Raw genomic sequence first — 17,671 nt, 5'->3', positions numbered from 1 at the left:
TAACCATTATTCTTCACTTGTAAAGGTACTAGCCGGGAGGTTGGCTTGGTTTACTAAATTGGCGTCGGTAACAGGGGTAAAGCCGTAGCGCACGGTTTTAGGGGTAGCGACTTGGTCGCTGGTTACTTTCACTTCTTCACCTACTATTTCGGCGGTAGCAGGATAAAAAATACCATTGCCGTCAGAAAGTTCAAAACCGCGTAAGGGCTTACCATCGGCGGTGTGCAAGCCTTGTGCATACTGAAAAGAAACTGTGGCTACTTTCCCACTGAAAGTCGCTGAACGGAACAAAGGTCCTGAAGGGATTATATTTGTCTTGCCATAAGTATCATTCAAAGCCCATTGCGCTAAGCGTTCGCCTATGGGTTGTTTGTTCTTTGGGTGTACATCGGTGGGGTGACCGTGGTCGTAAGACACTGCCATTCCGCTGTGTGGTATGTCTTTCATCAATCGACGTTGACTGTCTCTAAACCAACCCCACGACGGACGGTTGATACTAGATAACTGTACGTAGTAAAAAGGCATTTGTGGATTGCCAAACTCAGTGCGCCAACTCTTCACCAATAGAGGGAATAACTTGCTATGAGCGTCCTTGTTATGCGCATTCGATTCGCCTTGATACCATATTACCCCTTTGATAGCATAATGATTTAAAGGGAGTATTCCCGCTTCGAATAAATAAGCAGGCTCATAGGGGTGACGTTGGAGTTTATCCGTAGACTTTTTGATGTTCTCGGAAGCACGAGAGCGCACCCAATCCATTATAAAATCATTCTCACGCCAATTATAAAGGATACTTGGAAAGTTATATTCCAAAGTACGGCGGTCTATCCACGCTTCGGTAGGTGAGCCCCCCACAGCATTGCAAATGAGCCCCACAGGCATATCCAAATCTTTTTGGAGAGTACGCCCGAAGTAATAAGCTACCGCAGAAAAATGGCTTACTGTTTTAGGAGAGCACACTTGCCACTGAGTAGGGCGGTAATATTGTAAATGGTTGAGCGAATCTAATACTGAGGGATTCCATTCTACGGGGTCGGTACGCCACCTTTCTTTCATATCAAACAGGCGGATATTAGGATTATCGGCTTGCGGAATATCCTTTTCGCCCGTAGAAGTTTGATTCATATAAAACTCCATATTCGATTGCCCTGAGCAAAGCCATACTTCGCCGGCTACTACATTGGTAAAGGTGCGTTTTTCTTTTCCTGCTGTAATTTGGAGCGTATAGGTTTCTTTGGCAGTAAGTGGCGATAAGGTTACCTGCCATTTGCCATTGCTATCGGCGGTAGTGGTGAGTTGTTGTTTGCCTATCTTCACAGTGATTTTAGTACCTGTATTGGCGATACCGCCCAGAGTGAGAGGTATGCCGTGTTGCAACACCATATTATCGGAATAGATAGCGGGGAGGTGCAAGCCTCCGTAATCGCCTGTAATGGCACTGTAGACTACCTGTGCCAAGATAGCCGCTCCTTGAACATTAGGGTGTACCGCATCGGGGAGCATTTGAGGAAAGTGATATAAAGGCTCGTGAAAGTCGATAAGCTGAACGCCCGCTTGCTTAGCGATGCGCTCTATGGCTTGTTGCATTTCGGCGTGCCAATCGCGGGTGCCAGATTCGAATCGCTTATGCCGATGTGCGAGTGGGGTCATACGAGCGATGAGGATACGCGCTTTGGGGTTCGCTTTTTTAAACGATGCAATGAGAGACAGATAATCTTTTACGAAATCATCGCGGTAGTTAGGCCAGTTGCGGGGATCGGTATCGTTAATACCTAAGTGAATGACCACAATATCTCCTGCAAAGGCAAGTGCTTTTTTGTATTCTTCTTGCTGAATGTAAGGCTTATGCCCTTTGCTGAGCAAAGTAGCTCCTGAATGACCGAAGTTTTCCACCTCATAGCCTTTTCCTAACTGACGTTGAAGCACCGAAGGATAGCTGTTTTGTTCGCGGTTTTCAATGCCATAGCCATAGGTAATACTATTGCCTACACACGCCACTTTAATAGGCTTTTTTTGTGCGCAAGCAAAGGCGGTAAGGAGTAAGAGTGTGATAAAGAAAAGTTGCTTTTTCATTGGTTAGTATACTTAGAAAGTAACAATGTTTTATATTAAGCTACAAAGGTAAGAAAAAAAGTGTTAGGTTGTATACAAATAACATTAGGAAATGAGAAAATGAGGTGCGAGCCGCACGGGCAGGGAAATGAGAGAATGAGGAAATGAGGTAAATGCCAATAATACCAATAGTACCAGAAATTCTAATAATACCAATAATATCACTAATCAACTTTGCCAAAGGTGCGAGCCGCACAGGCAAAAACTTTGGCAAAGTGTATACCTCTAAAAGTGAGACATCTGAGCTATCGGAAGGAAACGGAGAAATTCAAAAGAGGGGAAGTAGGGTTTTTGATGAAAAAAGGCTGTAAGGAGGGTGGGGTTAGCTTATAGAGAGCTTATAGGAAGCTTATACGAATCTTGGACGATTGGTATAGAAAGGGTATATAAAAAGTTGACTCATAGTATAATACAGCGATGCAAAAAATGGTAAAAACGGGATTTCGATACGAAAGAAAGAGGAAGAGGCACTAGGCCTTAGGGCATAGGCAATAGGAGGGAGTATGACGGAAAATCAAAGGAAATGTGGTAAAAACATCCTCCTATACACATATCCAGCAGTCGTTATCTTGGGATAACATCCCCCCTACCCCCCTTTCAAAGGGGGAATATGGCGACGGAAAGGAGAGGGGATAATTAGGGAATTAACAAATTTGAAAATTAGCAAATTAGAAGTGAAAGCACGAGCTAAAAGCTCGCGCCTGCGGAGGTAAATGGGAAGTGTGAGGTCTTAGGCCGTAGACAATAGGGGATAACTGTCACGTCCTAAAAAAGGTTGTCATAATTAATTATTATTTTATTAGTCAAATTTTCTTATTAAGCTACCTTTTGAAAGTACACCTGATCAGGAGTTTTTAAGTTCAATGCATAGTGAGGACGTTTTTGATTATATGTCTTTATAGCCGAGCATACCGCACTAAGAGCCTGTTGTTCAGTATTAAAAGTAACTCCTAAATTAAACTCTTGCTTGAGAATTCCATTGATACGCTCCGCGTGAGCATTTTCATAACAGTGATTCTCCTGAGTCATACTAATTTGAATGTGCTCTTTTTGCAATAACAATATATACTCTTTGCTACAATATTGAACTCCTCTATCCGAATGATGTATTAAAGACTCTGACTTTTTCTTCCCTTTTAAAGCCTTCTTCAAAGCCTCTAAACACCCTTCAATAGATAGACTATAGACTATTACTTAAACAATATCCCACTATCCTTCTTGAATATAAATCAGTTATAAGCGATAAATACCTAAAACCTTCTAAGGTGCGAATATAAGTTATATCACTTACCCATACTTGATTTTTAGCACTCACTTCTACATCTTTAACAAGATTTGTCCACTTTCTAAAAGAATGATTAGAATAGGTCGTACGGGTATAACTCCTCTTCCTTTGAATAAGTAAATCATTATTATTCAATATCATAAAAAACTTATCTCTCCCTATTTTTGCTACCTGATGTATCTTATCTGATAACATATAATAAAGCTTCTTTCCTCCTATCTTGGGCAGTTCTCGACGTATTTCCTGTACCATCTCAATAATTATACTCTCTCTGAGTGCTACCTCCTTAAACAATTTAACTGCTTTATAATGAGCTTGTCTGCTAATACCAAAACACTTGCAAAGAGCGCTTATCTTTTCTGTTTTGGAAAGTACTTCAATAACTCTTGTTCTAACTTTTTTTTTATTTCATCGCCCATTCCTGTTTCCTGACCAAGAATTTGAAAAATAAGTCTTATAAACTTTATTCTCTAAAGTCGTTTCAGCAAAAGCCTCTTTAAGGGCTTTTAACTCCTTTTTAAGAGCTTGAAGCTCCCTGATTTCATCAATTGTTTCCACGCGTACTATTTTATTTAATAAGTGATTTTTACCATACTTTTTGAGCCATTTTTGAATCGTTGTACTTCCTCCAATGCCGTACTTGCGTCGGCAGTTTGCAATACTCAATCCGTTTTTCTCTATCTCTTCTACGATACTCAACTTAAACTGTACCGAACTGTTTCTTTCCTCCCTTTTGTCATATCTTTTTATGGTTTTTAGTGTAAACCTATTTCAGAATATGACATTTGATGAAAAAAGGGTGTAAGGAGGGTGGGGTTAGCTTATAGAGAGCTTATAGGAAGCTTATACGAATCTTGGACGATTGGTATAGAAAAGGTGTATAAGTAGTTGACTCATAACATGATACAACGAGTATAAAAATGGTAAAAAGAGGGGTTCGAGGCGAAAGAAAAGGGAAGAGGTGATAGGCCTTAGGCCATAGGCACTAGGGGGAGTGTGACGGAAAAAGTGAAGGAAATGTAGGGTCGTAGCATAATGGGAAGTTAACTTTGGCAAAGTTGAATAAACTGAGAATCCTCATTCTCTCATTTCCAAATTCTCTAATTTCTCCCCCGCCCGTCGTGCTACGACCCTTGTAATTACTAATGTTTAGAAGGTAGCTATCAAGAACTCTTATAGCACTATCGATAAAATTATAACCCAAAATAGTTGCATTTGGCATTTTTTTTGTAATTTTGCCCCCGAAATAATTTTAAGCAGGTGTACTTCTTCTGAAGAACAGATGTAAGTCTTAAAGAAAACAATTTTTATGAAAAATGTAAAAAAGAGGTATTATTGTGCCGTGATGATGGCCGTATTTTTTATGTTGGGTTTTACTGTAAAAAGTGACGAAGAGAGAACTACCGTAGTACCGCCCAGCTTTGTAGTAGATATACCTCGTTTGGTTACCGCTATGCCAAAAGAAATAACAAGCGAACCCAATCTGTTTTCCTTAAATCCACCACAAGTAGGAAAAAGTTTTATAGGCTTTAAAGAAGCCTTAGCCTACCGCGAGTCACGAGGCAATTATTTTATAGTGAATAGGTTTGGCTATATGGGGAAATATCAATTCGGAAAATCAGCTTTGCAGTTCTACGGAGTAAAAGACGCTCAGCAATTCCTCAATTCCCCCGAACAACAAGAACGACTTTTTACCCTTAGTCTTCAGCGCAACAAATGGTATTTGCGCAATGAAATCAAGCAATACGTAGGCACTAAAATTAACGGTATAGAAATTACCGAGTCAGGCATATTAGCCGCAGCTCACTTAGTCGGAGCACAATCAGTAAAAAAATATTTGAAGAAAAAAGGACGCTATGCCTTTGCCGATGGCAATGGTACTACGTTGCAAAACTACCTAAAACACTTTGCAGGGTACGACACAGCACACATTATCCCTGAAAAACTCCCACGTTTTTAGAAACATAAGTTAATCGAAAAACATAAACTTTCTTCATCTTTGCCAAGGTTTTATAATCTTGGCAAAGATTTCTATTTTCCTACTTCTCAGCATTTGCCAATCCCTAAATTTGCTCATTTGCTAATTACTTCATACCTTTGCACCATAATTGGCAAAGTTGCTAATTGACAAATCCACAAATTAACGACGAATGGTTTACAATCACAAAGAAATAGAAGCCTTTTGGCAAGAATATTGGGCTAAACACCAAACTTTCAAAGCCCAAAACAACAGTACCAAACCTAAGTACTACGTGCTCGATATGTTCCCTTACCCCTCAGGGGCGGGCTTACACGTAGGGCATCCGCTGGGCTATATCGCCAGCGACATCGTGGCTCGCTACAAGCGTCACAAAGGCTTTAATGTGTTGCACCCTCAGGGGTATGATAGCTTCGGTTTACCTGCCGAGCAATACGCTATCCAAACAGGGCAACATCCAGCCCTCACTACGGCACAGAATATTGCCCGTTACCGCGAACAATTAGATAAAATGGGCTTTTCTTTTGATTGGAGTCGCGAAGTAAAGACCTCCGACCCCGATTACTATCGTCATACCCAGTGGATATTCATACAGTTGTTTAATTCGTGGTATAACAACGCAACCAACAAAGCAGAGCCTATCGAAACGCTTATCGCTCTCTTTGAAACAGAAGGCAATAGCAAGGTAAATGCTGCCTGTGACGACGATACCCCAACCTTCACTGCTGCCCAATGGCACGCAATGACAGCTGAAAGCAAACAACGTCATTTACTAAAATACCGACTTACCTACTTGGCAGAAACCGAAGTAAACTGGTGTCCTGCCTTAGGAACTGTTTTGGCTAATGACGAGATAGTCAATGGCGTATCCGAGCGTGGTGGTCACCCAGTGATTCGCAAGAAGATGACTCAATGGAGTATGCGTATCACCGCCTATGCCGAACGCCTCTTGCAAGGATTAGACACCATCGATTGGAGTGAAAGCATCAAAGAAAGCCAACGCAACTGGATAGGGAAATCAGTAGGAGCAAGTATTGATTTTTCAGTGGCTAATAACGACGGTAAAATCACTGTATTTACTACAAGACCCGACACCCTCTTCGGTGTTACTTACCTTACCCTTGCTCCCGAGCACCCCTTAGTATTGCAAATTACTACTGAGGAGCAACGCGCTGAGGTAGAAGCCTATATCGCAGCTACTGCCAAACGCTCGGAGCGCGACCGTATGGCAGACACCAAAACCGTATCAGGAGCTTTCACAGGGGCGTATGCTCTGCACCCACTTACCGGAAAGCAAATTCCTATTTGGATAGGTGATTATGTGTTAGCAAGCTATGGTACGGGAGCTGTTATGGCAGTGCCTGCTGGCGACGACCGCGATTATGCCTTTGCTAAACACTTCAAAGGGGCTAAAGGAATGCCAGAAATGATTAACATCTTCGATAAAGATATTTCAGAAAACGCCTTTACCGACAAAGAGGGAATGACTTACCAAAATTCGGATTTCCTCAATGGTTGCAATAACTTTGACGAAGCGGTTGACAAAGTGTTAGCTGCCTTAGAAGCCAAAGGAGCAGGCAAAGCCAAAGTGAATTACCGTCTCCGCGATGCTGTCTTCTCACGTCAGCGTTATTGGGGCGAACCTTTCCCAGTATACTATGAAAACGGCTTGCCACAGATGATAGGAGAGGAGCACCTCCCTATTCTCCTACCCGAAGTAGAGAAATACCTCCCTACCGAAGAGGGCAACCCGCCATTGGGCAATGCAACCACTTGGGCGTGGGATACCGCAAACCATAAGGTAGTGAGCAACGAGTTGATTGATAATCAAACCATATTCCCATTAGAATTGAATACAATGCCAGGTTGGGCGGGCTCTTCTTGGTATTGGTTAGAGTATATGATGGAAAAAGACGCACGTGGAACCTTCCCTACCAAAGCCGTAGTAGACTATTGGCAAAGCGTAGACCTATACGTAGGAGGTAGCGAACACGCCACAGGGCATCTCTTGTACTCTCGCTTCTGGAATAAATTCCTCAAAGACCGCGGTTTTGCTCCTACTGAAGAACCATTTAAAAAGCTGATTAATCAGGGTATGATACAAGGGTTTATAGAAAGTTGTTTTAGAGAAACAAATAGCAATGGTAGAGTACGTGGTAATGATTATAAAATTTATAGCGATAGTGTTCCTGTTGTTCCAGATAAAGTAAAAGGATCGTTCACTATAATTTTTGACAAAAATAGTTTGGAGAAATCTTTTCAGTTTGATCTTGATACTAAAATATCTGAAAATATTCAGAAGTTACCAATACCTATTGAATATGTTTCAAACTACGAATATCCTGATAAGCCTTCCTATCTTGATATTGAAGGAGTTTCAGAGTATGCTAAGTGGATGAGATTTGAGTATCCTATCTTTGTAACAAAAGAAGGATTTTTACGCTTAACTGATAAGCAGTATTTGAATTATAATGGAGAACCATTACCTTTAGAAGATTTCAAGTTTTATACAGAAGAAGAATTAGGTAAAATTTCGAAATCCAAATACAATGTGGTAAACCCCGATGATATTTGCGAGCAATACGGTGCTGATACTTTGCGCTTGTATGAAATGTTCTTAGGTCCTTTGGAACAAGCCAAACCTTGGAACACGGCAGGTATTTCGGGGGTATATAACTTCTTGCGCAAGCTATGGCGTTTGTATTTCAATGATAACGGCTGGCAAGTAACCGATGAAGCCCCTACACCCGAAATGCTCAAAGCACTGCATAAAACGATTAAAAAGGTAAATGAAGATATCGAGAATTTCTCATTCAATACCTCGGTGAGTCAGTTTATGATATGTGTGAATGAGTTATCATCGCTAAAATGCCACCATAGAGACGTTTTAACACCTCTTGCGGTATTGGTAGCACCTTTCGCTCCACATATCGCCGAAGAGCTCTGGAAAAGGCTTGGAAATACTGAAAGCGTAACTTATGCACCTTATCCCGTACACGAGGATAAGTATTTGCAAGAGGACAGTAAGGAATATCCCGTATCGTTCAATGGCAAAGTACGCTTCAAACGCGCTTATGCTACCAGTATGAGTGTGGCAGAGATAGAGCAAGCCATCCTCGCCGATCCTCAAACCGCAGAACAGCTACAAGGCAACACCCCTAAAAAGATAATTGTAGTGCCTAATAGGATTATCAATATTGTAATGTAATAATACAAAGAGGCTTCTCCTCAGTAGAGAAGCCTCTTTTTTTGTTGTAGTCCTATTATTGAGGGTTTAAAAAATAAAACTTCGCTCTAAATTAAAATAAAAGTATATATACAATGAATTCCATAATCATTCTCATATTCGTACTTGTAGTTGTTTCGGTATATTTTATTGTGCAGTACAAAAGTAATTTCGAAAAACGCTTAGCCTATCATACCCCCCGCCTTCTTTCCTCCGAAAGACGGGAATATATAAAGGGTGCAGAACGATATATCAAAAAAGCGAGCGTAGTTATAGGCTTGTTTGTTAGCTTTCCGTTAATGGTTATATGTGCTTTTCTATTAGCTGATGTTGGTATTCCTATCATTTTTCTTCTTCTAATTTTTCTAATAGCAATAGAGTGTTTGGCTATTTATTTACTATATCGTATTTTAAAAAGAAATATAAAAAACCAGCAAGCACTCTTAGAACAAATGAGTGATAGCGACTTTCGGCTATTGCAGAGTGTACAAAAAGAATTATTTCTCTTCAAATACTTTCCTCCTTTTATACTTTGTAAAGATAAGCTGTACTTATTTGTTTCTCTTACCGTTGAGGAGATTGATCCTACAACAATAAAAGAAGTAAGTTTTGTTTATGCTAGGGGAGGGAGATTATTTCTACATATTAAATCGATAAAATCTATTCGAATTACTATGTATAGGAATATATACCCTCTCTTGGTAGAGATTATCGAGAAATACAATCCTAATGCTCAAATAAAAACTTTAAAATAACCTATTAACTAAATAAAAAAAAATGAACGATACTATCATCATTCCGTTCAGCAAAAAGAAAATGCTGAAACTCACAGGCATTTATGTTCTTATAATCCTTGGTGTAGCAGGTGTTATCGCTCTTATTTTATCAGCTGATACCCTAAACCTATACTATTTAGCATTCTTTTTAGTTTTATTGATAGTAACCATTATTCTCTTTTTTATGGGAATAAAAGGACTATTATCGTTAAAGAGAAGCAAAGGAGGTGTAATACTCACTCCTGAGTACCTCAAAAGCAATGTGAGTCTTGTAGGTAAATGGGTAGGTGAAATTCCTTGGAACGAAATAGCTGCTATAGGCAGAATGAAATTCTATGGAATACACATCCATATCAAACTCAAACACCCTGAAAACTACTTGAGCAGAATCAAAAGTGAAGAGATAAGGAATAGGTTTGAAGGAATTCAAATCGACAATAGCGAACTCAAAATCACTTTTGAGGAATTAGAAAGGCTTATCAATGAGTATTTTGCTAAATACGGCAATTCTTAATTCTTACCTAAAAAAATGGACACAGTTTACATTATCTGTTTGGTACCCTTAGTGATTTTTATAGGCTTCTTTCTGTACCTTACGATAATACGGAAAAACGCCTTTGAAGAACGATTAGTGCTTTTCCGTCCTACTCACCAGCTTTCACAAAAGCGTGAAACCTATATGCAGGGGGCGCACAAATACCGCAAATATGCTTCTATTGTTTTGCTGGTGCTATTTTCTTTTCTTTTATTAATTTTGATTTTTGTAATGTTCAAAGAGGATTTTGAGGAAATAGGCAGTGTATATATGGTAATCTTTAATAAAATTAAGAAACTCATATTGTTTGTCCTTCTTGTCCTTATACCTATTGTTCTGGCGTATTACCTTGCTACCTATGTGCTGAAGCGCAATGAAAAAGCTCAACGTATGTTTTTGGAACAAATGAGTGATACTGATTTTGAAACACTCCTCAAGGTAAGAGATAGTTTGTCATCTATCAGTAAGTATAGTCCTCCGTTTGTATTGTGTAACAATCAGTTGTATATTTTTCTCTTCTATGCAATTAGAAAAATTGACCTTACTCAAATAATCGAGATAAATTGGGAAAATAATAAGAATAGTATTTTTATACGCCTCAAATCTCCTAAGAGAACGATGTTTACCCTATCCCCCACAACGTTTTCTTATTTCTTGCCAATCGTTGAACAATATACAAAGTCCAAATAAATAACTCTTACTTAAAATTATGGACATAATTTATTTACTCTGTTTTATTTCGTTGGTGCTTCTCTTGGTTTTTATGTACTTTACGATGTTGCGCAAAAACGAATTCGAAGAGCGCTTGGCACTTTATCGTCCTCAGCACCAACTGTCACAAAAGCGGGAGGCTTATTTGAAAAAGGTACGTAAGTTCCGCTTGTGGGTTACCGGTATTATTATCGTGATTTTTTTAGCGCCTTTGTTTCTTTATCTTGTGCTGATGATACAAGAAGGTGTAGAGGTGCTACACTTGTTGTTTCCTGATGAAATAATAGGGGAAACCCTCCTTTCTTTACTTATTCCCTTTTTGGTGTATTACCTCCTTTCTTATGTGTTCAAGCGCAACGAAAAAGCTCTGCGTATGCTGGTAGAACAAATGAGCGATAGTGATTTCGACTTGCTGTTAAAAGTAAAAGATAGTCTATTTGTTCTCACTCGCTACAATCCGCCGTTTGTGTTATGCAACAAGCAACTGTACTTCTTTATCTTCTATGCAATTCGTGAAATTGACCCTGCTAAAATCACAGATATAGATTGGGGTTATAGCAAAAATGGTTTATATGTAAAAATCAAATCGCCTAAAGTCACAAGGATTACAATGTCGCGCGAGACATTGTCTTATCTCTTGCAAATCATTAAAAAATATAACCCGAAAATACGAACTTTCTAATTAGCAAATGAGGTGCGAGCTTGAATTAGAGGAATGAGGCTGTGCCTCAGAAATTAAACAAAAATCAAACAAAATTAAGGCTACGCCTTGTGAAATGGGAAGAGAGTTTGGTCGGAGTTTTCGGAGAGGGTTGAAGAGTTCCTGAATTATCAGAGAGAAACGAAAAACATCAAAAGAGAGTTGTAGGGAATTTTGGCGGTTGGGAATTAGTTTGTATTTTTGCGCATCAATCGAGATAGGACAGAGGGAAGAGAGAGGCTGGTGAGATTTAGAAACTAAAAAATAAAACAAACAAAAATGAATGATTTTTCGACTGCGGATTTTGAAGGACTCATTAAAGAGTGGATTACTGGACTTATTAAATTTGCACCTACACTATTGTGGGCAATTGCGCTTTATTTTATAGGGCGATACATTATTCGGTTTATTGCAAAACTCCTTAAAGGCTTGATGGTACGCCGTGGAGTAGACCTCGCTTTGCAGGGATTCCTCTTGCAAGTAGTACGGTGGATCCTCTATATTGCTCTGTTCCTTACTATCGTGCAAGTGATAGGTTTGCCTGCGACTCAGTTTATCGCGATTATTACCAGTGGTTTTGTAGCAGTGGGGTTAGCCTTACAGGGGTCGCTATCCAACTTTGCGAGCGGGATAATGATTCTTATCTTTAAACCTTTCCGCGTAGGCGATACCATTGAAGGTAATGGCGAAAAAGGGACAGTAAAAACCATTGGACTCTTTGCTACAACCCTTAACAAAGCCAACAACGAGCAGGCGATTATCCCCAATACCCAACTTTTTAGCAATAGTATTATCAATTACAGTAGGGAAGAGAAGCGCAGGGTGTACGTGTTAGTAGGCATAGGTTACAGTTCGGATATTCAAAAAGCTCGCGAAGTGCTCCTGCAAATTGCTAAAGAAGAGCCCAAAGCCTTGCCTGACCCTGAACCTGTGGTGTATGTAGAGGAATTGGCTGATAGCTCGGTGAACCTTTCACTGCGCTATTGGTGCTTGACTTCCGAGCACGCAGGGTGTATATTCCGTACTTTAGAGACTATCAAAAACCGCTTCGACGAAGCTGGTATAGAGATACCATTCCCACAAGTGCAAGTGCATCAGTAGAGAGGCAGTGATTAATGGTTAATGATTAGTGATTAATGGTTAATGATTAGTGATTAAAATTGTCTTTTATTCATTGTTAATTGTTCTTTATTTTATATTTTTGCAACGTAAAAACATAAAAGACTATGGACGCAGAGCTTATAGATAATATCTTAACTGAAGACGACCTCCTTCTTAAACAACAAAAAGAAGCGAAAAAGTATAGTATACAAAAAGGTTTGGAGGAAGATAAGGCAGGGTTACATATTCCTCAAGAAGATGTAGAACAAGAAATGAATGCGATATTATGGTCGTAGTTTGGACTTCTAAAGCAAAGGAGGAGCTGAAAGAAATTCTTGTTTATTGGAAAAAACGGAACAAAAGTAATACTTATTCAGTAAAACTGAATACAGAGGCACAAAAAGTAGTTAAATCTCTTATTGATAATCCATACATCTGGCCTATAGAACAAGGATATGAAGATGTCCGTTCTGTTTTAGTATTTTATAATTACTCTATTTTTTACAGAGTAGAAAACAATATTATTCGTATTCTTTCTTTTTGGGACAATCGAAGAAATCCTAATAGCTTAGATTTATTTGATTTTTAAAAAGAAAAAACATACAGATACCGGCTACAAAGATAGTCGGTATTTTTTTTGTGAATATTTCGTTGTTAATTGTTCTTTATTTAGTACCTTTGTGGCGTCTTTAACATCATAAAAATGATTTTACAATGAGAAAATTCTTCTTTTTTGCCTTCGTGGCTATTGCTTTGGTGAGTTGTCGTAAGAACGATGACAACGGTAACGAGGTAAACGTATCGCCTAATGACTACACTCTCAGTGCTGATGGTCTTACCTTAATAAAATGGACTAATAGTAGTACTATTTCTATTGATATGCAAGGGGATAGCAATTTGCGGAAAATAAACACTATTGCCGAAAATGCTTTTAAAGACCTTAAAAGTTTAAGAGCGATTACTTTTTCGGATAATTTAAAAGAAATAGGTTCTGAAGCCTTTTCAGGAACAAACCTCAGTGATGGCGTAAACTTCAACTCTTATTCAAACGTTGTTTTTGGCGAAAGGGTTTTTTATCGTTCGAATATTAGAAAAGTGGTGCTCCCTAATACTAAAGCGTTATCTAACCGGATTTTTGCTGATTGTAGAAACTTGAAAGAAGTTACTTTTAAAAGGACGGGTATTATAGGAGATGGGGCTTTTTCGTCTTGTGGAACTCTTGAATTAGTAGATTTAACAGATGCGGGAGTTACTCATATAGGGAAAGAGGCTTTTGCTAACTGTAAAGTTTTGAAAAAGGCAATCCTTTCGGTAACTATGAACTTAAAGACGATAGGAGATAAATCGTTTGCGAACTGTACTTCGTTAGAGAGTGTTACTATTCTTGCGCTTTACCCGCCATATTTAGAGGGAGATCCTTTTTCTGGGATAGCTAAAACTAAGTTTCCTACTTTTTATATCCCCAGAAAACCTAAGGATTTATTGGATATATACAAAGGGGATAACAATTGGAAAAATTTAGTTGATAAGATTCAGTTGATACCAAAATAATTAGGTGCGAGCCGCACAGGCAGTCGTAGCACGACGGGCGGTGTGAGCCACACAGGCGGGGGAGAAATGAGAGAATGAGAAAATGAGGAAATTAACAGATTAGTAAATGGAGTAAATGTCAATAATACCAGAAATGTTAATAATACCTACCGATAATCAACTTTGGCAAAGTTTAAAACTTTGCCAAAGTTTGAGATGAAAAAGTGATATACTGGGACTGTTAGGAGCTTTCGAAAGATGTCGGAAAAGAACGGAAGTGAGCTGAGAGAAGTTTTGGTGAAAAAAGGCTATAAGGAGGGTGGGGTTAGCTTATAGAGAGCTTATAGGAAGCTTATAGGAAGCTTGGACGATTGGTATAGAAAGGGTATATAAAAAGTTGATTAATAGTATAATACAACAAGGCTAAAAATGGTAAAAATAGGGTTTCGAGGCGAAAGAAAGAGGAATAGGTGATAGGCCTTAGGCCATAGGCACTAGGGGGAGTATGACGGAAAGGAAAAGGGATAATTAGAGAATTAACAAATTAGAAAATTAGCAAGGGAGAGCACGAGCTAAAAGCTCGCGCCAGCGGAGGGGAAGAAATGACGAATGACAAGAGACGAATGACGGAGGTAATGTGAGGTTATAGTGCGACGAGCTGATGGGAAATTAGTGGATTAGTAAAATTGAAAATGAGAAAATTAGTAACTTACAAAAATTGATAAATACGATAAAAAAATAATTATACAATGAGAAAAGTTTTATTATTGGCTTTGGCAATGGTTGCTTTTATGGGCTGTCGGAAGAGTGATGATGACAGCAATGGTAACTCTACCGCTGATTATGAGCTCAGCGCTGATGGGCGCACGCTTATCAAATGGAAAAATGCGAATACTACGGTGCTTGATATGCAAGCTGATGAGAAGCTCAGAAACGTAAACACTATCGGGAAAGGGGCTTTTAAAGAGCATCAGAACCTCCAATCGATTACATTCCCGAATAACTTGAAGGAGATAGAAGAGAGTGCTTTTGAGGATGCAAACCTCAGCGGTGAGGTTGTCTTTAACACGAAAACTACCGTTGATTTTGGCGAAAAGTGCTTCTACCACACTCATCTGAAAAAGATAACATTCCCCAATATGAGTGTGTTAGGTATCAATGCTTTTTCAGTTTGTAGGGATTTAAAAGAGGTTACTTTTAACAAAGTAAAGAAATTAGGTGATTTTGCGCTGAGAGATTGCAATGCTGCCTCGCTTACCTTTGAGGAAACGGGGCTTACTGAAATAGGACACGGCACTTTTGTGGGGATGTGGAAGCTAAAAGAGATTACTTTACCTGAGACGCTTGCCAGAATAGAATCGGATGCTTTTTGGCAATGCATAGTGCTGAAAAAGCTTACTATTAAAGCGGTAAATCCACCTGCCTTACATATTAACAGTATCTTTGGCACTAACGATAAAAGTGTGATACCTACTATTTATGTGCCTAAGGGTTCGGTAGAACAATACAAAAAAGCGGCAGGCTGGAAAGATTTCGCGGAGAAAATACAGGCAATTAATTAAATTAAAGAATGAGAAAATTAGGAAATTTAAAAATGAGAAAGGTTTTATTATTAGCTCTTATAGGGATTGCTTTGGTGGGCTGTCGGAAGAGTGATGATGACAACAACGGTAACTCTACCGCTGATTATGAGCTCAGCGCTGATGGGCGTACACTCATAAAATGGAAGAATGCGAATACTACAGTGCTTGATATGCAAGCTGATGAGAAACTCAGAAATGTGAACACTATCGGGAAAGAGGCTTTTAAAGAACATCAGAACTTACAGTCGATTACTTTTCCGAATAACTTGAAGGAGATAGAAGAGAGTGCTTTTGAAGAAGCAAACCTCAGCGGTGAGGTTATCTTTAACACGAAGGCTACGGTAGTTTTTGGTGAAAAAGCCTTCTTCAAGACAAAAATCAGAAAACTTATCCTGCCCAATGTAAAGGAACTGCCTTATAGCGTGTTATCAATGTCTTATAATCTCGAAGAATTACACTTCAATAAAGTAGAAATATTAGGATTTGGCGCTATTGGGTGGAATTATCTAAAAGAAATTAACTTAGAAAATACTGGACTCACTGATATAGAAACTGTGGGAATTTCGGGGTGTACGGAGATGAAGAGTGTTGTCTTGCCTGCAACACTGAAGACTATAGGGTATGATGCTTTTTGGTATTGCCAACAACTTAAAACAGTAACGATTAATGCAGTAAACCCTCCTGCCTTAGTGAATAACCCGTTTAGGGCTACTCGTATAGAAAAGATATACGTACCTAAAGGCTCGGTAGAGCAATACAAAAGAGCTACTTTTTGGAGTGCTTTTTCTGATAAGATATATCCCAAACCATAAGTATAAGTGTGAGCCACACAGGCGATTAATAGGGGTACAATTATACTATATTGAAGAGACGTTAATTATTAACACTATTTGAAAATTATGAACTTTACCACAGCACGTGAGCACCTCAAGAGTGTGCTCCTCCCTACACACCTTATTTATAGTCCGCTCTTCTCAGAAGAATCTAGCAACAAAATCTACATCAAGCCCGAAAACCTTCAAAAGACAGGAGCTTTTAAGATTCGTGGCGCTTATAACAAAATCCTTAAACTCACCGAGGAAGAGAAAAAACGAGGAGTTATTGCTTCTTCAGCAGGAAACCACGCACAAGGCGTTGCCTACGCAGCACGTGAATTGGGTATCAAAGCCGTGATTGTAATGCCTAAAACTACGCCTCTTATCAAAGTGCAATCTACCAAAAAGTACGGTGCTGAAGTAGTGCTCTACGGCGATGTATACGACGATGCTTACCAAAAAGCGAAAGAGCTAGAAGAGAAAGAAGGCTACGTGTTTGTACACCCTTTCAACGACCCTGATGTGTTGGAAGGACAAGGTACTATCGCCTTAGAGATATTGGAAGAACTGCCTAACACCGATGTGATAGTTGTACCTATAGGTGGTGGTGGACTTATCTCGGGGATTGCTTGCGCTGCTAAACAGCTCAAACCCGATATTAAGATTGTAGGTGTAGAACCCTCAGGAGCTGCTTCGGCAACTGAAGCGCTCAAGAAAAATAAGCTTGTTAGCCTACCCGAAGCCAATACCATTGCTGATGGCACTGCTGTAAAGCGCATAGGAGAGTTAAATTTTGACTTTATCAAGAAGTATGTAGACGAAGTGGTGACCGTAGATGACTATGAACTTACGGAAGTTTTCTTGCTATTGGCAGAAAAGCACAAGCTTATCGCTGAGAACTCAGGCGTATTACCTTTGGCTGCACTCAAAAAACTCACTGACCGCGGTAAGAACGTTGTCCCTGTAGTAAGTGGGGGCAATATAGATGTGCTAATGATATCTTCGATGATAGGCAAAGGATTGGTGAGTAGAGACCGAATTTTCAACTTCTCGGTAAGCATTCCTGACTACCCCGGTGAACTCGCTAAGATTACTCAAATTATTGCAGAAGTGGGAGCTAATGTAGTTAAACTCACTCACAACCAGTTTAAGAATCTCTCTCGTTTCCGCGATAAAGAAGTGCTTATTACGGTAGAGACCAACGGTACCGACCATATCCAGCAGTTGGTAAGAGCTTTTAAAGATAAAGGGTACGAAATTACCGCTAAGTAGTTGTTAGTAAGACAAACGCTTTTAGATTTACTAAAAAAGACTTT

At 39.3% G+C, this 17,671-nt stretch carries 17 protein-coding genes; 13 read left to right on the top strand and 4 right to left on the bottom strand.

The features are described 5' to 3' along the window. Positions 1-6: 6 nt before the first annotated feature. From HMPREF1528_RS02115 to HMPREF1528_RS11945, 4 genes are all read right to left on the bottom strand, one after another. Positions 7-2,076, bottom strand: a complete 2,070-nt coding sequence (locus HMPREF1528_RS02115; protein WP_016478447.1) for a GDSL-type esterase/lipase family protein — start codon at positions 2,074-2,076, stop codon at positions 7-9. Between the two features lie 855 nt (positions 2,077-2,931). Beyond that, positions 2,932-3,171: an integrase core domain-containing protein gene (locus tag HMPREF1528_RS12850; RefSeq protein ID WP_255348472.1), complete on the bottom strand. Its 240-nt coding sequence runs from the start codon at positions 3,169-3,171 to the stop codon at positions 2,932-2,934. Positions 3,172-3,295: 124 nt separating this feature from the next. Next, positions 3,296-3,541 (bottom strand): DDE-type integrase/transposase/recombinase, encoded by a 246-nt coding sequence (locus HMPREF1528_RS13175; protein ID WP_410492501.1) that lies wholly within the window; start codon positions 3,539-3,541, stop codon positions 3,296-3,298. 267 nt (positions 3,542-3,808) lie between these two features. Continuing rightward, a complete protein-coding gene (locus HMPREF1528_RS11945; RefSeq protein ID WP_232211449.1) occupies positions 3,809-4,099 on the bottom strand; it encodes a hypothetical protein in 291 nt (96 codons plus the stop codon). A gap of 610 nt (positions 4,100-4,709) precedes the next feature. Between HMPREF1528_RS11945 and HMPREF1528_RS02095 the strand changes: the two genes are divergently transcribed. From HMPREF1528_RS02095 to ilvA, 13 genes are all read left to right on the top strand, one after another. Beyond that, the gene (locus HMPREF1528_RS02095; protein ID WP_016478446.1) at positions 4,710-5,360 is read left to right on the top strand and encodes a hypothetical protein; all 651 of its coding nucleotides are present in this window, start codon (positions 4,710-4,712) and stop codon (positions 5,358-5,360) included. Positions 5,361-5,550: 190 nt separating this feature from the next. Next, positions 5,551-8,586, top strand: a complete 3,036-nt coding sequence (locus tag HMPREF1528_RS02090; RefSeq protein ID WP_016478445.1) for a class I tRNA ligase family protein — start codon at positions 5,551-5,553, stop codon at positions 8,584-8,586. 113 nt (positions 8,587-8,699) lie between these two features. Next, positions 8,700-9,359: a hypothetical protein gene (locus HMPREF1528_RS02085; protein WP_016478444.1), complete on the top strand. Its 660-nt coding sequence runs from the start codon at positions 8,700-8,702 to the stop codon at positions 9,357-9,359. A 22-nt stretch (positions 9,360-9,381) separates the two neighbouring features. Continuing rightward, the gene (locus HMPREF1528_RS02080) at positions 9,382-9,894 is read left to right on the top strand and encodes an STM3941 family protein (protein ID WP_016478443.1); all 513 of its coding nucleotides are present in this window, start codon (positions 9,382-9,384) and stop codon (positions 9,892-9,894) included. Between the two features lie 15 nt (positions 9,895-9,909). Continuing rightward, positions 9,910-10,605 carry a hypothetical protein gene (locus tag HMPREF1528_RS02075; RefSeq protein ID WP_016478442.1) on the top strand — a complete coding sequence of 232 codons (696 nt, stop codon included), beginning with the start codon at positions 9,910-9,912 and terminating at the stop codon, positions 10,603-10,605. A 19-nt stretch (positions 10,606-10,624) separates the two neighbouring features. Further along, entirely contained in the window at positions 10,625-11,308 is a 684-nt protein-coding gene (locus HMPREF1528_RS02070) for a hypothetical protein (protein ID WP_016478441.1), read from the top strand. A gap of 297 nt (positions 11,309-11,605) precedes the next feature. Beyond that, the gene (locus HMPREF1528_RS02065) at positions 11,606-12,427 is read left to right on the top strand and encodes a mechanosensitive ion channel family protein (RefSeq protein ID WP_009420349.1); all 822 of its coding nucleotides are present in this window, start codon (positions 11,606-11,608) and stop codon (positions 12,425-12,427) included. 125 nt (positions 12,428-12,552) lie between these two features. Beyond that, positions 12,553-12,723 (top strand): hypothetical protein, encoded by a 171-nt coding sequence (locus HMPREF1528_RS02060; protein ID WP_009418193.1) that lies wholly within the window; start codon positions 12,553-12,555, stop codon positions 12,721-12,723. Beyond that, complete coding sequence (locus HMPREF1528_RS02055) at positions 12,714-13,016, top strand: type II toxin-antitoxin system RelE/ParE family toxin (protein ID WP_016478440.1); 303 nt, start codon at positions 12,714-12,716, stop codon at positions 13,014-13,016. Before HMPREF1528_RS02060 ends, HMPREF1528_RS02055 begins: the two co-directional genes overlap by 10 nt. 125 nt (positions 13,017-13,141) lie before the next feature. After that, positions 13,142-13,978, top strand: coding sequence for a leucine-rich repeat domain-containing protein (locus tag HMPREF1528_RS02050; protein WP_016478439.1), 837 nt, complete (start codon positions 13,142-13,144; stop codon positions 13,976-13,978). 728 nt (positions 13,979-14,706) lie between these two features. Beyond that, complete coding sequence (locus HMPREF1528_RS02045) at positions 14,707-15,519, top strand: leucine-rich repeat domain-containing protein (protein ID WP_016478438.1); 813 nt, start codon at positions 14,707-14,709, stop codon at positions 15,517-15,519. Between the two features lie 8 nt (positions 15,520-15,527). Then, positions 15,528-16,352 carry a leucine-rich repeat domain-containing protein gene (locus HMPREF1528_RS02040; protein ID WP_016478437.1) on the top strand — a complete coding sequence of 275 codons (825 nt, stop codon included), beginning with the start codon at positions 15,528-15,530 and terminating at the stop codon, positions 16,350-16,352. Positions 16,353-16,439: 87 nt separating this feature from the next. After that, complete coding sequence (gene ilvA / locus HMPREF1528_RS02035) at positions 16,440-17,627, top strand: threonine ammonia-lyase (RefSeq protein WP_016478436.1); 1,188 nt, start codon at positions 16,440-16,442, stop codon at positions 17,625-17,627. The last annotated feature ends 44 nt before the right edge of the window (positions 17,628-17,671 follow it).

The organism is Capnocytophaga sp. oral taxon 336 str. F0502 (genome assembly GCF_000411575.1).
Lineage (GTDB): Bacteria > Bacteroidota > Bacteroidia > Flavobacteriales > Flavobacteriaceae > Capnocytophaga > Capnocytophaga ochracea.
The sequence above is the reverse complement of the archived record's forward strand: the minus strand, read 5'-3'. Positions and strand labels throughout refer to the sequence as shown.

What these genes read in the sequence shown, in the direction of transcription:
- HMPREF1528_RS02115 (WP_016478447.1), bottom strand. Translation starts at nt 2,076, where the DNA reads ATGAAAAAGCAACTTTTCTTTATCACACTCTTACTCCTTACCGCCTTT.
- HMPREF1528_RS02080 (WP_016478443.1), top strand. Translation starts at nt 9,382, where the DNA reads ATGAACGATACTATCATCATTCCGTTCAGCAAAAAGAAAATGCTGAAA.
- HMPREF1528_RS02045 (WP_016478438.1), top strand. Translation starts at nt 14,707, where the DNA reads ATGAGAAAAGTTTTATTATTGGCTTTGGCAATGGTTGCTTTTATGGGC.
- HMPREF1528_RS13175 (WP_410492501.1), bottom strand. Translation starts at nt 3,541, where the DNA reads ATGATATTGAATAATAATGATTTACTTATTCAAAGGAAGAGGAGTTAT.
- ilvA (WP_016478436.1), top strand. Translation starts at nt 16,440, where the DNA reads ATGAACTTTACCACAGCACGTGAGCACCTCAAGAGTGTGCTCCTCCCT.
- HMPREF1528_RS02085 (WP_016478444.1), top strand. Translation starts at nt 8,700, where the DNA reads ATGAATTCCATAATCATTCTCATATTCGTACTTGTAGTTGTTTCGGTA.
- HMPREF1528_RS02090 (WP_016478445.1), top strand. Translation starts at nt 5,551, where the DNA reads ATGGTTTACAATCACAAAGAAATAGAAGCCTTTTGGCAAGAATATTGG.
- HMPREF1528_RS02075 (WP_016478442.1), top strand. Translation starts at nt 9,910, where the DNA reads ATGGACACAGTTTACATTATCTGTTTGGTACCCTTAGTGATTTTTATA.
- HMPREF1528_RS02065 (WP_009420349.1), top strand. Translation starts at nt 11,606, where the DNA reads ATGAATGATTTTTCGACTGCGGATTTTGAAGGACTCATTAAAGAGTGG.
- HMPREF1528_RS02095 (WP_016478446.1), top strand. Translation starts at nt 4,710, where the DNA reads ATGAAAAATGTAAAAAAGAGGTATTATTGTGCCGTGATGATGGCCGTA.
- HMPREF1528_RS02055 (WP_016478440.1), top strand. Translation starts at nt 12,714, where the DNA reads ATGGTCGTAGTTTGGACTTCTAAAGCAAAGGAGGAGCTGAAAGAAATT.
- HMPREF1528_RS02050 (WP_016478439.1), top strand. Translation starts at nt 13,142, where the DNA reads ATGAGAAAATTCTTCTTTTTTGCCTTCGTGGCTATTGCTTTGGTGAGT.
- HMPREF1528_RS02070 (WP_016478441.1), top strand. Translation starts at nt 10,625, where the DNA reads ATGGACATAATTTATTTACTCTGTTTTATTTCGTTGGTGCTTCTCTTG.
- HMPREF1528_RS02060 (WP_009418193.1), top strand. Translation starts at nt 12,553, where the DNA reads ATGGACGCAGAGCTTATAGATAATATCTTAACTGAAGACGACCTCCTT.
- HMPREF1528_RS02040 (WP_016478437.1), top strand. Translation starts at nt 15,528, where the DNA reads ATGAGAAAATTAGGAAATTTAAAAATGAGAAAGGTTTTATTATTAGCT.